15 protein-coding genes and 1 pseudogene are annotated in these 16,526 nt (G+C 39.2%); all 16 read left to right on the top strand.

Going from position 1 to position 16,526, the window contains the following annotated elements; all coding sequences use genetic code 11:
- Positions 1 to 445 precede the first annotated feature (445 nt).
- The 16 genes and pseudogenes from LPB68_RS10250 to LPB68_RS10175 all read left to right on the top strand — a co-directional run bounded on the left by LPB68_RS10250 (position 446) and on the right by LPB68_RS10175 (position 16,493).
- Positions 446 to 1,705: a TRAFAC clade GTPase domain-containing protein gene (locus LPB68_RS10250; protein WP_068660116.1), complete on the top strand. Its 1,260-nt coding sequence runs from the start codon at positions 446 to 448 to the stop codon at positions 1,703 to 1,705.
- Positions 1,705 to 4,842 carry a GAP1-N2 domain-containing protein gene (locus LPB68_RS10245; RefSeq protein ID WP_068660114.1) on the top strand — a complete coding sequence of 1,046 codons (3,138 nt, stop codon included), beginning with the start codon at positions 1,705 to 1,707 and terminating at the stop codon, positions 4,840 to 4,842. The genes LPB68_RS10250 and LPB68_RS10245 overlap by 1 nt, the downstream gene beginning before the upstream one ends.
- Before the next feature lie 73 nt (positions 4,843 to 4,915).
- Positions 4,916 to 5,434, top strand: a complete 519-nt coding sequence (gene msrA, locus LPB68_RS10240) for a peptide-methionine (S)-S-oxide reductase MsrA (RefSeq protein WP_068660112.1) — start codon at positions 4,916 to 4,918, stop codon at positions 5,432 to 5,434.
- A gap of 155 nt (positions 5,435 to 5,589) precedes the next feature.
- Complete coding sequence (locus LPB68_RS10235; protein ID WP_232510273.1) at positions 5,590 to 6,717, top strand: tyrosine-type recombinase/integrase; 1,128 nt, start codon at positions 5,590 to 5,592, stop codon at positions 6,715 to 6,717.
- A gap of 133 nt (positions 6,718 to 6,850) precedes the next feature.
- On the top strand, positions 6,851 to 7,510 hold the full coding sequence (locus LPB68_RS10230) for a hypothetical protein (RefSeq protein ID WP_068660110.1): 660 nt from the start codon (positions 6,851 to 6,853) through the stop codon (positions 7,508 to 7,510).
- Between the two features lie 337 nt (positions 7,511 to 7,847).
- A pseudogene (gene comI, locus LPB68_RS23395) lies at positions 7,848 to 7,940 on the top strand (competence inhibitor ComI); the annotation flags it as partial.
- A gap of 414 nt (positions 7,941 to 8,354) precedes the next feature.
- A complete protein-coding gene (locus LPB68_RS10220) occupies positions 8,355 to 9,116 on the top strand; it encodes a DUF6602 domain-containing protein (RefSeq protein WP_068660106.1) in 762 nt (253 codons plus the stop codon).
- Between the two features lie 796 nt (positions 9,117 to 9,912).
- On the top strand, positions 9,913 to 10,767 hold the full coding sequence (locus LPB68_RS10210; RefSeq protein WP_068660102.1) for a DUF5677 domain-containing protein: 855 nt from the start codon (positions 9,913 to 9,915) through the stop codon (positions 10,765 to 10,767).
- A 236-nt stretch (positions 10,768 to 11,003) separates the two neighbouring features.
- Positions 11,004 to 11,360 (top strand): NIPSNAP family protein, encoded by a 357-nt coding sequence (locus LPB68_RS10205; protein WP_068660100.1) that lies wholly within the window; start codon positions 11,004 to 11,006, stop codon positions 11,358 to 11,360.
- A 238-nt stretch (positions 11,361 to 11,598) separates the two neighbouring features.
- Positions 11,599 to 12,123, top strand: a complete 525-nt coding sequence (locus tag LPB68_RS10200; RefSeq protein ID WP_068660098.1) for a cysteine hydrolase family protein — start codon at positions 11,599 to 11,601, stop codon at positions 12,121 to 12,123.
- 342 nt (positions 12,124 to 12,465) lie between these two features.
- Entirely contained in the window at positions 12,466 to 12,561 is a 96-nt protein-coding gene (gene comI, locus LPB68_RS23390; protein WP_018759049.1) for a competence inhibitor ComI, read from the top strand.
- A gap of 464 nt (positions 12,562 to 13,025) precedes the next feature.
- A complete protein-coding gene (locus tag LPB68_RS10195) occupies positions 13,026 to 13,550 on the top strand; it encodes an SMI1/KNR4 family protein (RefSeq protein ID WP_068660097.1) in 525 nt (174 codons plus the stop codon).
- 250 nt (positions 13,551 to 13,800) lie between these two features.
- Positions 13,801 to 14,184, top strand: coding sequence for a VOC family protein (locus LPB68_RS10190; protein WP_068660095.1), 384 nt, complete (start codon positions 13,801 to 13,803; stop codon positions 14,182 to 14,184).
- Between the two features lie 249 nt (positions 14,185 to 14,433).
- A complete protein-coding gene (locus tag LPB68_RS10185) occupies positions 14,434 to 15,042 on the top strand; it encodes a hypothetical protein (protein WP_068660093.1) in 609 nt (202 codons plus the stop codon).
- 259 nt (positions 15,043 to 15,301) lie between these two features.
- Positions 15,302 to 15,799: a shikimate kinase gene (locus LPB68_RS10180; RefSeq protein ID WP_068660092.1), complete on the top strand. Its 498-nt coding sequence runs from the start codon at positions 15,302 to 15,304 to the stop codon at positions 15,797 to 15,799.
- 265 nt (positions 15,800 to 16,064) lie between these two features.
- On the top strand, positions 16,065 to 16,493 hold the full coding sequence (locus LPB68_RS10175) for an NUDIX hydrolase (RefSeq protein WP_068660179.1): 429 nt from the start codon (positions 16,065 to 16,067) through the stop codon (positions 16,491 to 16,493).
- The last annotated feature ends 33 nt before the right edge of the window (positions 16,494 to 16,526 follow it).

The following is a 16,526-nucleotide window of genomic DNA, read 5'->3' as shown; positions in this document are numbered from 1 at the left end:
CTAAATCATGTGATAAAAGTAATCCAGATACTTTTAGAACCTCAAGGCACAACATGGAGCAAAATTATTAGTTAGCTCTTACGAGGTGAGTTTTGAGAAGTGAGTAACCTCACGAGGGAGCTTAACATTATTAAACGAATTTTATCTAGACAATATTAAGAGCTTGCTGGCAATAATGATTAATGCTGAGAAGTAGCGAAGGGAACGGAATTGTTCTGAAGAAACGGAGTGGTCGCCTTTGAGATCATTTTTCTACCTCTAAGGGGTTTATATAATCAAGAAAACTGAGCTCAACAGCGATCGTAAGAACAATCCGTTACCGTAGCGGCCACGTTATGGTTAACCTGTACTAAAGCAAAACTTAGATTATGCTTACGATGCGATTTTTTGAAACGAAGAATAATCAGAGAAGTATAGCTCTTCAAAAAATTTCGGGAGGGATAACATGGGAATTTTCGATATGTTCAAAAAGAAACCACCACAACAACCCAAGCCACTATTCTATGACATCGTATGTCCGTATTGTTTCGAGAAATTCGCACCTGATGAAGTTGTGTTCCGTGCGGGTCACCATCGTGAAGATGATGAGAACTATGCATTAGGTGAAGATGATGAACTGAATCGGTACCGCGAACGTTTCGGACTCGATACCGTCGATGATATAGAAGCGATTATTCATCCTAATGATATTCCAGAAGAACATCAGATCTATTCGGATAACGTGCTTGTTGGATTAAATGATCGTTATGGTGTGGTCACCCGCAGAAGATTATGCCCGAAATGTCATAATGAATTGCCTGTGACCTCGGGGAAAGTACCGAGTAATATTATCTCTATCGTCGGTGCATCTCAAGTGGGTAAATCGGTGTACATGACATCGTTGATACATACACTACAGAATACGACAGCAGATCATTTCGATGCTGCGTGTATGCCATTAAATGCGGAGATCAGCCGCAAGTTCCGCACGTTATACGAAGAACCGCTGTTCGAACGGGGTGATCTGCTAGCTTCTACCCAGAAGGAGAAGATGCAGGAACCATTTATTTTCCAATTTGTATTTAAAGATGAATCGAAGCCTCCGCTGACACTGGTGTTCTTTGATGTAGCGGGTGAAGGTATGGTCGATCAAGATTATCTAGGGCTGCATGGTCAGCATATTAAGAATTCCTCGGGAATTTTATTCATGGTTGATCCTCTGCAGATTCGCTCGATTCGTGAGAAGATCCGTATGCAATTTGGCGATTCGGAGAATGCATGGGTGTCACAATATGATGAGCCACGGGATGTCGTTCTGACAATGTTCGGTGACTTTATTGCCTATCAAGATAAGAGTAAAACAGATATTCCGACAGCAGTCGTTCTGACGAAGAGTGATATGCTCCATTCATTGAAAGATGAAGAGGGGGAATATATTAAGTCGAATAGTAATGTATTTAACAATATGGTGCATCGTAAATGGCTTAACTTGACGGAATTCGAGAATATAGATGGGGAAATTCGCCGATTTATTGAGAAAGTTGATCGACCGTTTAAGGGAACGATGGATGTGTATTTTTCCAATACTGCGTATTTTGCCGTGTCGGCCCTAGGAAGCAATCCGGTTAATCAGAAATTACAAGGGGTGGCTAGCCCGATTCGGGTGGATGAACCATTCATTTGGCTACTCTATCAATTAATGTACATTGAGGGGAGAGAGGAATAGTGGAGAATTCGACTCCCCAACCTATTCAACAACAATTGTATACACGAGAGCGGCGGGGGATTTTTCGTTCGACAGAAGGATTTGACACGATCGCGAGATCGAAGGGGTTAGATCATTCTTTTATCAAAAAAACACTCCATCCATTCTGCGCATACGACGCACCCGCCGAATTATCTGCACGTGGGGAAAAGGATACGACGTTGTATCCGGATGCCCTGCATCTAGTCCATAACGATAATGACCAGACGATCATTGGACGGAGTACATATCAATCCGCAGATTTCACGGGGCTTCGGAGTGCTTTTTTTACTCATAACTATATTATTCCTAGTGAACGTTTAGATGAGATTGTTAACCATTACAGCGCTTGGCTTCATGCTGATTTCATCGACAACTATGATATTGAACAGGGACAGGATCTACCCGAGCTGAGCTCTTTGCCAGTTGCAAGCCCTCCTATTAGAACGGATGTTGTGGCGCTACTGAATACGCTGAATATAGATGAGAGGATGTTTAAACAGCTCTTATTTGCAGTGATGACATCAGTTACGGGTAAGAAAAAGGTGTATATCTCACTAGATGTACCAGCAGAACAGATATCTACGCTTGCGAAGCAACTGCTAGAGGTTATATATGCTAATATTCCGTATGCTTTTCGTAAAATGCTGGGATTCTTAACGTTTTCTAAAGAGCCTCAGAGCAAAAAAGGGATTCATGTCATGTTCGTAGAGCGTGGTAGTCTACGTCCTGGGGATCGGAATATCGAAAAAGATTTTACATTTGATCTAGTAGCGAAGCGTGTGACGAATGGTGAAAATGAACTCATAAAGCAACCTTATTTCGATTTTGCTTGGCATAATCTTAATCGTCCTGAACGTGCAGAGCATTTCTACTCTTTCGCTGAGTTGATGCTATCGGATATGAACCATATACGTCAGACGTCTGTATCTAGCTATAATGATTTGGCGGTGTTCTTCCAGATCGAGGAAGGCAATGAATCGCTTTTTATTAATAATAAAAACATGGTGTTACATGGCTTGTTGGAGTATTTGTCTCTTCCCGGAGCGATGACGAGTAAAGTGCGGTTGAATGATATTTTTCTCGCTCGCTTTGATCAGGAATTCGATCTTATCAAGCAAGGAGAAGTACCGGATTTGGGCATCGTGGAAGCTTTCAGAGATTACTATGGTATCTGTGGTAAACATAATGAAGGTAAAATCGTCACCTATCTCATGGTTGCCATTAGCCATGCCGCATCCACGAAACGTAAAGAGGCTGTTGCTTCCTTTTATAAAGTGATTGAGAGTAGTCCCAAGTTGAGTAAGGCATTCTTTGATATGGTATTGAGTAGTGGCTTCGAAAAATCATTGTTTGAACCGTATATTCTGGAAAAGTTACACCATGCACCTAAAGCTAGAGATGTGATGCAATTAGTAGGGGTATGGGGGAAAAACCATCCTATCGTGACCCGAAATACCTATTTTGTTGATCAGGCGAAGTCGCAGTTGTCCGTGAAACTCCGTAAGGAGTCGGAACCCGTAACCGCGGTGAATGCTCTATTGAAGCAGCAGCTTAAGATTGAGGAAGATTGGGAGCCACAAGGACCAGGACACAATGCGGTTGCGCCTGATTATACGGTTATGGATCAACTTGCATATGTGGCGAATCTATTCCTATTAACAGAACTAGACTTGGATACATTGCCAAGAGAACAACTTTTGAAGATTGATTTCCTGCAAGAGCAAAGTGAAGTGAAGCAATGGGCTTCTAAATTCGATACTCGGATTAAGTCACAGGTAGCGGTGATGCTGGCAGCTTATGCTTGGTTTAGTCATGATCAACCAGATGAGAGTGTATTTGATGGACTTAGTCCGATGGAGTTAGACCGTGTACAGCAGTTGGGTCGTCAATGGTTACAGAATCAGATTGTTCCAGCGCAATTCGGCCGGTTGGCGTTAGCTTTCTATCAAGGTGGACAAGCTGGAGTGAATTATCCAGGTCTGATCAACTTTATTCATAGAAATGTTCAGGATCATGAAGATATCTATTCATTCTTTCAATGGTCTGCGACGCAACAGATGTTTGCAGCGGGGCGAGGTCTGATTCCAGCGTATGCTTCAGCTATTATTTTTTATTTCAAAAACATGGATCGTGACGCCTTTAAAAAGAAAGATGTGGTTAAGAAATACTTCACATCAGTGAATCCGAAACTTAAAGCGGTATATGCCAAGGCAGAGCTAGAATTGTCATCACCATTCATGAAGTTCCTGCGTCGCAATAGTCGGCAGTTGGTTAAGATGTGTATGGTGGTAGGTGTGGTATTAATTGTTCTGGTTGGTGGTTTCTATGGACTTAAGGCAACGGGTATATTCGATAAAGAGAAGGTCGTCGTGAACCCAACACCTCCGGTGGTGCCGCCAGTAGATGAAAGCATCTCGGAAGATGTCGTGGTATATGCAGATCAAGTGGAACATACGGAAGATAGTGAAGTAAAGGATGCGCAGCTTGTCTTTTTGTTTAAAAATGCGGGTACTTGTGAAGCATTCGATGCGAGCAATATCACATTGGAATTAGCTGATGGGACAGACCCAAAGATTCTGACTAATTTAGAGCCGGATGTGAAATGTGAGGTTGTGGTGGAGTCAGATTCGTCAGAGACTAATGGTCTTGAGGATACTGGGGTAGCCGCGGGGAAATCAGATGGAGCGAGTAAGGATGCCGAGACTGAAAAAGGTGATTCTGCAACCACAAACGATGAGCCTGGAAAAGTTGGTGAGGACGGAGCTGTGGAAGGAACGGAGACTGGAACTGGAACTGGAACAGGAACCGAGGCAGAATCAGAGGTTAATTCTTCGGGAGCGGGCATCGGAACGGATGTGAAATCAGGGACTGGCTCAGAAACGGAGATCGGAACAGAAGAAGGAACTGACTCAGGAGCTGTGACAGGAACCGATGATGCGACCCATTCAGGTGAAGCGGGATCAGGTGGACAAGCATCTATGCCGATCATCAACATAGAAGAATACAAGAGCTCCATTACTGTGAAACTACCAGAGGTTACATTAGAGAATTTGGTTGGTAGTACCGTTAAGGTAGGTATAGAAACATTCACTGTGATGAAGAAACCTTCGATGTAGGATGATTAACAATATTAAATTTCTAGGTCATTAAGTATGATATAGATTAGACAACGGAGAGAAGGCAGGGAACATGGAACAAGCAACTTTTGCGGGAGGATGCTTCTGGTGCATGGTATCTCCTTTTGAGGAATTGCCGGGCATTCATGGTATTGTATCGGGATATACTGGGGGCACTAAGGTCAACCCAACATATGAAGAAGTGAAGACAGGAACCACGGGCCACTATGAAGCAGTACAGATTACGTTTGATTCGGATGTTTTCCCTTATGAAAGGTTACTAGAGTTATACTGGCCGCAAATTGATCCAACGGATGCAGGTGGACAATTCCAAGATCGAGGGCCACAATATCGGACAGCCATCTTCTATCATAACGAACAGCAATTTGCTGCGGCTCTAGCTTCCAAGGATCAAGTTGCTCTTAGTGGGAGATTTCCCGGACCCATCGTCACGGAGATTATTCCTGCCGAACCATTCTACGAAGCAGAAGAGTATCATCAAGACTATCATCACAAGAACCCGAAGCATTACAAGGAAGATCGTGAGCAATCTGGGAGAGATCCCTTTATTGCGAAGCATTGGGGCGAGTAAGTAGGCTGGTTGATCTGGCTAGATTCACGATATTGAGGAAATAAATATGTAAACTTGCGGAAGCACCGGAAGGCAGATTGCTCTATTGAGCGGTCTGTCTTTTTGCGTGTAAATGTAGCAGTGTGAATAGTATATTTTGGAAGGAGAATGGATTGGTGAAAGCGAATGTATACTCTGAGGATCAGTATATTACGTTGAAGATGGCAGACAATGGTGATGTAATTGTAGGAATGCCTTATATCCAAGAGTGGATTGAGGCTGTCAGAAGTGTCCCTGGTCGGAAGTGGAATGTTGCAGAGAAACAGTGGGAAATTCCAGGTACGAAGTCAGCTATACTGTTCTTATGTCATGTATTAAAGGATATACCTGTGAAGTTAGGCGACGCTCAATTGGGTGAGATGTTCCCTGAACTATTACAGCTTCAAACGGCAGAAGAGAAGATTGCATTACAAAGATTAAGAGAGGGTATGAAGTTGAAGGGATATAGTACCAAGACGCAAAAGGCGTATATGGGTCATGCTGAACGTTACCTACGAATGCTTCCTGTTCCGTTAAAAGATGCCGAATTAAAGCATACACGAGCGTATTTGTTGAATCTACATGAAGAGTCTCGATCATCTTCTTATGTGAATCAAGCGGTCAGCGCTCTACGCTTCTGGCATGTTACCGTACTAGGACGTAGTGATCCAAATCTGAGGATTAGGCCTAAACGGCAAAAAAAACTACCCGTGGTCCTTTCAACAATTGAAGTATCAAAGATCCTAAAGTCTGTACAGCATATGAAGCATCGTACACTGTTAGCGTTGATCTACTCTTCAGGTATTCGAATCGGTGAAGCCGTACGTTTAACGAAGCAGGATATTGACCCTGAACGCAGAACGATACATATCCGCCAAGGAAAAGGAGGGAAAGATCGCTTCACCGTTCTCTCTACTGCAGCGTATGATCTGTTACAGAATTATATGAAGAATCAACCGATCATCAAATACTTATTCCCAGGTGGAAAAGGGCTTGATCATCACATCACGGAACGTTCTGTACAGCAAGTATTTGAAAGGGCAATACGTAAAGCGGGTATATCTAAACCAGCTACAGTACACACCCTACGGCACTCTTTTGCTACTCACTTATTAGAGAATGGAACGGATCTTCGGTATATTCAGGAATTACTAGGTCATGCAAGTTCAAAGACCACTGAAATCTACACCCACGTAAGTATTAAAGATATCCGTCGCATCCAGAGCCCTCTGGATCGAATGATAGGGTTCGAAGAGGATGAATAGGCTTCGCCTATCATCCCTTTGAAGAGACCTAAACGCACTCGTCTATTAGACGGATAAACGAGTGCGCAGATTAGGAGTTAACTGAAATTCCGGCAAGAACGTGATTGAAAGATTTTCGAAGGAGTTAGATAATATGCCTTGGCCTATGGTGCATTTTGCAATATCAGAAATTCTATCATTTGGTGATCCTAGTCCTAATCTTTTATTAGGAAGTATCTCTCCAGATGCTATTCACATGAGGGGTCAGATATCAAGGGAAGAAAAAGGAGTGACCCATCTTGTACATAATGGTAAATTACCGAACAAGGAATTAATCATGGAAAGGTATCGGGAATATTTACCGAAGCGAATGGAACCGGAATGGAAGAGCTTTGTAGTGGGTTATTTTTCGCATATCTATACGGATCTAAGATGGACGGAAACAATTTATACGGATTTCGAGAATAACTACAATGGCGATAAGAATGAAATTCGAAAAACTTATAATAATGAAGTTAGTCAAGTAGAATTTTATCTTTTAAGAGCTTTAGAAAGTAAAGATAAATTATTAGTAAAACTTGAACAAGCTAAGGGATATTCAGTAGATCCGTTTCTTACACAACTTGAAATCAATCAATATAGGGACTGTAAGATAAACTGGTTAGAAGATTTAAATAATGAACCCCAAATCACACCGATTTACTTTAAGAATGATAAAGTCATGAACTTTATAAGAGAAACTGCAAAGGAATTTTTATATCTTAATAAAGAATGGAATATTGAGTGTTTCGAAGATGGCCGGAACATCAGTTAACAACATGTTCACACTTCGAGCCATTCGGCCCTCGGTCCGGCAGTAGTAGGGAAGTGAATTCGAGTGGAGCAATTCAGCAGCAGGGAAGCGTAATCAGCCGGACACATCCGCACCACCTAACCGCATCGCGGCCGCCCTTTGGGCTTAAGGTGGTGGGACGTCGTGAACACACGAACGTTATATGAAAGGGATGCAGACAAAATACGTATATTAAAATCATAAAATACATAAATCAAAAGTATATAGGAACGCTTGTACGCAGATGAAAATAAAGGTAAAATATAGATACAATTGAATCTTGGGTGGGCATGGTTTCCCTTCGAAAGGAGGTGAAGCAATGGAAGTAAAAGATGCAATAACGATTATGTTCCTATTTGGAATGTTTATCCTTGCTCTTTTAACATACATTAATAATAACAACAAGAGAAAATCAAAACCCACCCAAAAGATTAGTAGCCTAAGGTGGGTTTTGATTCCTGTAAGACTTAGAAGGGAATATACCATCCAAGCCAATTGTACTGACCAAGTGTTCGCAGCACTTGGTCTTTATTAAATATATAATAACACACTTAAAAAGATGTATCAAAACAGAAAAAATAAATAAAAGTTAAACACTATTTAAGTATACTCAAAGAAGGCATCCCCATCATATAACATTACATTTTTGCGTCGTCGCTGGCGCTCCTTGGTCGCCAAGAGGGATATCGGGGAAGCGGATTCAGGCGACACATTCAACCGGCTAAGTCTGACGACCCGTTCCCTTTGGTCACTTAAGCCGCTTGAACGTGAGAAATGTGCAAACGTTAGGTGAAATATGCTAAACCAAACTTAAAGGAGAAGAAATATGATTAATATTGATATTGGACGTTATCATTCTTCTATTTCGAAAGAATTTTCAGTTATTAAAGATAGAGTAAGATTGTTGATTGGTAATTCACATTGGGGTGAAGAGGGACGATATAAAGAAGTAATTTTAATGAATTATCTAAAAAAACATTTACCTAGCAATTTATCCGTAGGCACTGGATTTATTATGAAATACGGAGATAACGAATCCATTTCAACTCAAATTGATTTAATAATCTATGAGAATAATTGTCCAATCATCTTTAATGAAGGTGATTTTGTTATTGTTCATCCAAGAAACGTTGTTGGTGTTATTGAAGTTAAAAGTAAGTTTAGATCTAATTTATTTAAAGATGTTCTTGTAAAGGCGGAAGCGATTAATGGGTTGGTGAACAGGCAGATCTTTAATGGAATCTTTTATTATGATTATGAAGGGAATATTGACTTTTCTGAGGGGTCGAATTTAGAAAATGTTATTAAAGAAGAGTCTAGAGGTTTAGTAAATCATATTGCAATTGGAGAATCATTATTTATTAAGCATTGGCCTGAAGGGAATCCAGAAATAAATAATCAAAGACCATCTACTAGTGTTTATAGAATTAATGATTTATCTTTTTCCTACTTTTTATCCAATCTAATTGAAATTACTCATAAATTAAGTAGATCTGAAACTGGTGAATTAACGGATATTGAATGGTTTCTTTATCCAGTTGAAGGAACAAAAGAAGCAAGAAGAATAAATAATATTGTGATTGAATAATCGAGAAGAGCATACATCACCTAACATTACATTCCTCCATCGTCGCTGACGCTCCTTGGTCGCCAAGGGAATTTTCGGAGAAGCTTATTCAGGCGACACATTCAACTGGCTAAGTCTAACGACCCGGTGCTACGCACCTTAAGCCGCTCGAACGTCAGAAATGTGGGTACGTTAGGTGAAATCATTGAAACAAATAAAAATATTAATCTGTGGGGGTTCAATGAAGAAAAGGTACAGAAAAAAATATCATAAAAAATATATAGGAATGATGAAATCTGAGATCGAGTTTAATCTGCATTGGACCAAACTTTGCTCGGATTTTATTATTGGAGAATCAACAACGATCAGCCGGAAGAATATCAGAAGTGTAAGGGATTGGTACATAAATAGAGGGATATTCTATTACAACATAAAGTTTATGATACAGAGGATACCTTTAGAAGAATGGGTACCATCATCAGTTAGAGATAAATTTATTTCTGTTCTGATTTATTCTGAAGAATTTCCAACAATAAAAAGAATTCATACATACTATCAAAGCATGTAGTAGTGCTTCGATGTCAATGACTTCACCTAACACAATATTCATGCTTCGGGCCATTCGGCCCTCGGTCCGGCCGGAGTTCGAGGCATTTCGGAGAGGCATTTCAGAGTTCAGGGAAGTAGATGCAGCCGGACACATCCGCACCACCTAACCGCATCGCGGCCGCCCTTCGGGCTTAAGGTGGTGGGACGTCGTGAATACAACAACGTTATGTGAAAGAAATGAAAATATAAAATTATGAAGGTGAACCCATTGGAGAAATTAGACAAAATATCTTTTATTAAAAGATTTATAGAAGAAGTAAGTATACATTTTCTTAGAGAAGAAAGTCCAGTAATAATTCAACCGGGCTTTGAAAATGTTCGAGATATTATAACCCTCTATGCTAAACAGACAAATCTTCTTAGTAGTTTACTAGTTTTACTTGAGAACAATTTTACTGAAGAATCATATATATTATTAAGATCACAAATAAATAATTTTATGTTAATAGAATTTTTATGCAATGATGATTCATCCAAGAAAAGATATAAAGAGTTTACAATGCAACCCATTAAGAATGATTACAAATTTCTAAAGGATTTAAGGAAGGCTATTGATAAAGGTTGGCTTAATGAAAGTGATTATCCAAACCGAATAAATAAATTTAATGAATGTAAAAAAGAATTGAAAAGAAATGGATATGACTTGAAAGATAAGTATTCTATGATCCCATTAACACTAGCAGGTTTGGCTCGAGAAGATAAGTTACTATTTGGTATATATATATCGTTATACAGGGAAGCGAGCAAACATGAACATTCGGATCCAACATCTTTGAAAGTCTATAGAGATCAAATTTTAGATGACTATTCTTCTGATGAAGTTTTCAAGATGAATTTATCCAAATCAAATACTAATGAAGAATTAATGATATTAAATATGGCCTGTAATACCTATTTTATTACACTATCACATTTAATTAAGTATTTAACAAATAATCACCCACATATCTTAGATACCTATGATAAACCAAAATTAATAGAGATATTTGTTAATGCAGTGCTGTTAGACGATACAATTGACAGAGATGAGTATTTAAATGAATTAATTAGTAAGTACAATTGATCTTTTGTTATTCCAAGATGCCATTTCCTTCACATAACATCGTATCTACGCTGCAGGCTTTGCCCTTGGTTCGCAAGGAGAGGTAGCAGAGAAGCTGATTCAGCTCACAACCCTGAGAGGCTAAGTCCGTTGGACCCGGTCGCAAATGCTCCCTTAAGCCTCTCGGGTTCGTAGATACCCAAACGTTATCGGAAATTACCGAAAATAATAATTAAAAAAAGAAAGGACAAACAAAAATGATCTATAGAAGAAAAACATACATAGTCGAATCAACTTTCGTTGAGGAGTTTAATCAATTATTTAATGAAATATTATTACCGTCTCAGCTAAAGTATGGTGCTAGGTTAATTGGACGATGGTTGATCGATAAGGATGAGAATAATACCGAGGTATTCGCTATGTGGGAATATGACAGTTATGAAGATTACGAAAGAATAGAGAGTCAGATAAAATCAGATAAAGAACATGTAATGAAGGTGCAAAAACGATTTGATCAAATAGGTAGAGAACGATTGAAACAGGTACTTAAAGAAGACATTAAACAGGAGTTTGTTAAAAGCACAGTAACAAGAGAAAAAACAATATTGAATTAATTTTCCTTTTGATTTTGCTATGAAGTCGGTAACATCCGATAACAGAACATTCCTACGTCGTCGCTAACGCTCCTCGATCGCCAAGAGGGATATCAGAGAAGTGAATTCAGGCGATACATTCAACCAACTAAGTCTGACGACCCGTTCCCTATGGTCACTTAAGCTGTTTGAACGTCAGGAATGCGAAACGTTATATGAAAGTGATGCTAAAACAAAATTAAATTGGAGGTTAAAATTAATGGAGAATAGAAAAGCACTTATTGTTATTGATGTACAGATTGGAATGTTTGACCCTAATTACCCTATATTCAAAGAGAAAGAGTTACTAGAAAAGATTAAGAACCTGATATCGAAAGCCCGATCAATAGGTACACAAGTTATTTACGTACAGCATAATGAAAGTGTAGGAGAACCACTCGAAACTAGAAAGCCGGGTTGGGAAATACATCCGAACATTCAACCGACTGAGGGTGATGTGATTGTTCAGAAAACTACCCCGGATTCATTTCATATGACGATATTACAAGAAGAACTTGAGAAGCGATCGATTAATGAGTTAATCATAACGGGCTTACAAACAGATATGTGTATTGATGCAACGTGTCAGAGAGCATATAGGAATGGATATAAAGTAACTCTTGTAAGCGATGCCCACAGTACAATGGATAGTAATAATCTCTTGGCGAAAGAGATTATCGATAATCATAATAATGAGTTGAAGCGGTTTGCAAATATTAAGGAAAGTAGAGAAGTATTTATATAGGGCTAGTACAAGGATGGCATCACCATCATCTAACAAAGTATCTACGCTGCGGGCCGTTCGGCCCTTGGTTCGCAAGAAGAGGTAAGCAGTGGAGCGGAATCAGCTCACAACCCTGCGAGGCTAAGTCTTCGACCAGTCGCTTGCGCTCCTTTATGCCTCTCGGGTTCGTAGATACCCAAACGTTATATGAAAGGGATGCAGACAAAATACGTATATTAAAATCATAAAATACATAAATCAAAAGTATATAGGAACGCTTGTACGCAGATGAAAATAAAGGTAAAATATAGATACAATTGAATCTTGGGTGGGCATGGTTTCCCTTCGAAAGGAGCTGAAGCCATGGAAGTAAAAGATGCAATAACGATTATGTTCCTATTTGGAATGTTTATCCTTGCTCTTTTAACATACATTAATAATAACAACAAGAGAAAATAAAAACCCACCCAAAGATTAGTAGCCTAAGGTGGGTTTTGATTCCTGTAAGACTTAGAAGGGAATATACCATCCAAGCCAATTGTACTGACCAAGTGTTCGCAGCACTTGGTCTTTATTAAATATATAATAACACACTTAAAAAGATGTATCAAAACAGAAAAAATGAATAAAAGTTAAACACTATTTAAGTATACTCAAAGAAGGCATCCCCATCATATAACATTACATTTTTGCGTCGTCGCTGGCGCTCCTTGGTCGCCAAGAGGGATATCGGGGAAGCGGATTCAGGCGACACATTCAACCGGCTAAGTCTGACGACCCGTTCCCTTTGGTCACTTAAGCCGCTTGAACGTCAGAAATGTGCAAACGTTATATGACATCAGCAAAAATGCTTTTAAATTCTTTTTCCTATATAAAAAGGTTTGTATTTTGTAACAGTATTATAAATGGAAAGGAATGATAGTGTGATCAATCAAGCGGAGTTAATGTGGAAAAACATTATAGAAAAGGGGACACGTAGGAATGAGGATTTTAAAGATAGATTATATTTACAACCAGGTGCTAGTGATGAAGATTTTCAGCTAATCGAAAAAACTATTGATATAACGTTTCCCAAGGAAATGAAAGATTTTTATAAGGTTCATAATGGACAGGACTGGAGGATAGGAGGAGAGTGTTTTGTGAGGAATTTAACTCTTTCTCCAATTACAGAAATTATCGAAAACTGGATGTTTTTACAGGGAGAATTTGAGCCCGATGAATTAGAACCCGATATTGATAGTGCGATTAAGCCGTATCTTTGGAATCCGAAATGGATTCCGATTGCTGAGAATGGTGGAGGAGATTATCTCTGCCTGGATACAGATCCATCAGATGTAGGAAGTGTAGGACAAGTGCTGTATTTTTGGCACGACTGGGGAAAACGCTCTATTGAAGCAGGGAATCTTTTTGAATTTCTCCAGATTTGTTTAAAGGAAGATGACAACTGAATTGATGTTTGTATACCAAGAAGTTACTGACATCATATAACACTACATTCCTACGTCGTCGCTTACACTCCTAAGTCGCCAAGAGGGATATCGGAGAAGAAGATTCAGGCGACACATCCAACCGGCTAAGTCTGACGACCCGGCACTTCGTGCCTTAAGCCGCTTGAACGTCAGGAATGCCAAACGTTATAGGAAAGTCATGCAAGGCAAATAAATAAAAGCAAGATTCATTTTAGGAGGAGTTATTCATATGAAAGTACAAGATCTAGGAACAGTTTTTATTCGAGTTAGTAATTTGGATAGAGCGCTACCGTTTTATTCTGATGTGCTTGGTTTACAATTGCGTAATGTTGAACAATGGGATGATGGTAGAGGAGCTAATTATATTTTTCCAAACCAATCAACACTACTAACTTTAATTGAAGTTGGAGAATCATGTGAACCTTTAAAACATCCAATCTTTAATTTGTATTGTAACAGCATTTTAGAAGCATATGAAGAACTTAATAATAAAGGAATTGTCTTAGGACCAATTAATAAGTGGGCTTCAGATTGGAATGACCATATTGATTTTGATATTTATGATCCAGATGGAAATGCAATTAATTTAATAGAATGGACTCATAGAAAGTAACTAAAAGTTAACTCGAAGAAGGCATGACCTTCATATAACAATGTGTTCACGCATCTGAGGACAAGCCGCCTCGGTCCGGGAGTTAAGTCGGGGAAGAGATTGCCGGGACACATCCATTCACCCAACCGCATCGCGGCCGGCTGAGATCGTGCTAGACGCACGACTCTGGCAGCTTAGGGTGAATGGACGTCGTGAACACGGAAAAGTTATATGAAATCAGGGCAATAATATTATCCGGGGGGGAGTTCAATGAAGAATATAGTAAAAGATGAAAAGTATCTTCAGATTAGAAATGAGATACTCACAAGTATTCAAGATAAATATAAAACTGATAAAGTCGATATTTATTACTCACCAGATAATGAGTATAGGCTGATTATTGAATATTTTAATCCAGAAGAAAATCAAGGATGGAAGTATTCTAGAGGAACTATAACTCAGCTTCGCACGGAAAATGAACTTGTGTTGATACGTAATTTTGGTTCTTTTCCTTTTGAATGGATTTTGAAAGATAAAGAGAGCTTTTTACTATGTGGTCAAGATTATCAAGGGTTCTCAATAGTTGATTTAAAAATTATGAAGGTGATTGATTATGTACCGGCAGAATTTTATGAGGGTAGGGGGTTTTGTTGGGCAGAAATACATTATACGCAAGGGATTGATGTATTGGTTGTAGGAGGATGTTACTGGGGGGATGAATACGAAATAGTATTTTATGACTTTTCCAATCCTCTCCGATTACCATATAAGGAATTAAAAAGAATAAAACCTTATGAGAAGATAATTGGCTGGCAAGACAAATGTAATTTTGAGTATGAAGATGAAGATAGAAAAAAACAAATAGTAAAGATACTTTGAAGGTGTATTCAGTGAAGGCCCTGAAATCATATAACATTACATTTCTGCATCGTCGCTGGCGCTCCTTGGTCGCCAAGAGGGATATCGGAGAAGTAGATTCAGGCGACACATTCAATCGGCTAAGTCTGACGACCCGTTCCCTTCGGTCACTTAAGCCGCTTGAACGTCAGGAATGCGCAACGTTATATGAAAGCCCCGGAAGAGCATTTAATGACGTTGTTCATGGAAGCAATTTATTAAATTTAGAACCGAGGATAACATGATGAATATTGTACTAATCGGTATGCCGACTGCAGGGAAAAGCACAGTCGGCGTTATATTGGCTAAGGTAAAGGGTTATGATTTTGTAGACAGTGATCTTGTAATTCAAAATCAAGAAAATCGACTCTTAAAAGACATTATTGCGCAAGAGGGAATCGACAGCTTCATTTCAATAGAGAACCGTACAAATGCCTCTTTATTTGTTAATCATTCCATAATTGCCACAGGGGGAAGTGTGATTTATGGAGATGAGGCGATGGCACACTTGAAAGATATTGGAACTGTAGTCTATCTAAAGTTAAGTTACGAAACGATACAAGAACGTCTGGAAAATGCAAAACAAAGAGGCGTAGTTTTAAGAGAAAATCAAACATTACTTCAGCTATATCAGGAAAGATGCCCTTTATATGAGTCGTATGCAGACGTAATTATTGATGCTGAAAATCTTGGAATTGAAGAATTAATAGAAAAAATATTGGATCAGTTACCTTCATAACTAGAGGGTATTGCTTCGTAATCGGGGCCTTCATATAACACCATGTTCACGCTTCGGGCCATTTGGCCCTCGGTCCGGGCAGGAGTTAGAAGTGGATTCGGGGATGCAATTGGCAGTTGCAAGGAAGTAGTTTCAGCCGGACACATCCGCACCACCTAACCGCGTCGCGGCCGCCCTTCGGGCTTAAGGTGGTGGGACGTCGTGAACACATTAACGTTATTTGAAATCTGAGCAAGTCTATATAAGAGAGGAAAACCATAAATATATGGATAAGTCACCAAAGCATACTGTAGTTGCAGCAGCAGTTGTAATAAATGACCATAATGAGATATTACTACTTAATGGACCAAAGAGAGGTTGGGAGATCCCAGGAGGGCGAGTTGAAGAAGGGGAGTCAATAACATCTGCTGTAGTTAGAGAGACTAAAGAAGAAACAGGAATAGACATTAAGATTAACAATTTTTGTGGCGTTTTTCAGAATGTTAGTGAATCAGTTTGTAGCAATTTATTTTTAGCAAGACCAATTGGTGGAGAATTTAAAACTTCAAGTGAGAGCTATGAGATTGGTTATTTTACTATTGAAGAGGCACTGGACAAAGTGAATTGGAATAGCATTAAAGAACAGATTAGACATTGCGTGAACTGTAAGGAATCTCTAATAATTGAGTTTAATAATTTTGAAGAGATATTCTAAGCATATCAATGATGACTCAGACATCATATAACA

This window comes from Paenibacillus crassostreae (assembly GCF_001857945.1).
In the GTDB taxonomy this organism is placed as follows: domain Bacteria; phylum Bacillota; class Bacilli; order Paenibacillales; family Paenibacillaceae; genus Paenibacillus_AQ; species Paenibacillus_AQ crassostreae.
The sequence above is the reverse complement of the archived record's forward strand: the minus strand, read 5'-3'. Positions and strand labels throughout refer to the sequence as shown.

Bases quoted from the DNA above. Each gene is read 5' to 3' on its own strand.
- LPB68_RS10185 (WP_068660093.1), top strand. From the start codon at position 14,434: ATGAAGAATATAGTAAAAGATGAAAAGTATCTTCAGATTAGAAATGAG.
- LPB68_RS10220 (WP_068660106.1), top strand. From the start codon at position 8,355: ATGATTAATATTGATATTGGACGTTATCATTCTTCTATTTCGAAAGAA.
- LPB68_RS10175 (WP_068660179.1), top strand. From the start codon at position 16,065: ATGGATAAGTCACCAAAGCATACTGTAGTTGCAGCAGCAGTTGTAATA.
- LPB68_RS10200 (WP_068660098.1), top strand. From the start codon at position 11,599: ATGGAGAATAGAAAAGCACTTATTGTTATTGATGTACAGATTGGAATG.
- LPB68_RS10205 (WP_068660100.1), top strand. From the start codon at position 11,004: ATGATCTATAGAAGAAAAACATACATAGTCGAATCAACTTTCGTTGAG.
- LPB68_RS10180 (WP_068660092.1), top strand. From the start codon at position 15,302: ATGATGAATATTGTACTAATCGGTATGCCGACTGCAGGGAAAAGCACA.
- LPB68_RS10250 (WP_068660116.1), top strand. From the start codon at position 446: ATGGGAATTTTCGATATGTTCAAAAAGAAACCACCACAACAACCCAAG.
- comI (WP_018759049.1), top strand. From the start codon at position 12,466: ATGGAAGTAAAAGATGCAATAACGATTATGTTCCTATTTGGAATGTTT.
- LPB68_RS10190 (WP_068660095.1), top strand. From the start codon at position 13,801: ATGAAAGTACAAGATCTAGGAACAGTTTTTATTCGAGTTAGTAATTTG.
- LPB68_RS10230 (WP_068660110.1), top strand. From the start codon at position 6,851: ATGCCTTGGCCTATGGTGCATTTTGCAATATCAGAAATTCTATCATTT.
- msrA (WP_068660112.1), top strand. From the start codon at position 4,916: ATGGAACAAGCAACTTTTGCGGGAGGATGCTTCTGGTGCATGGTATCT.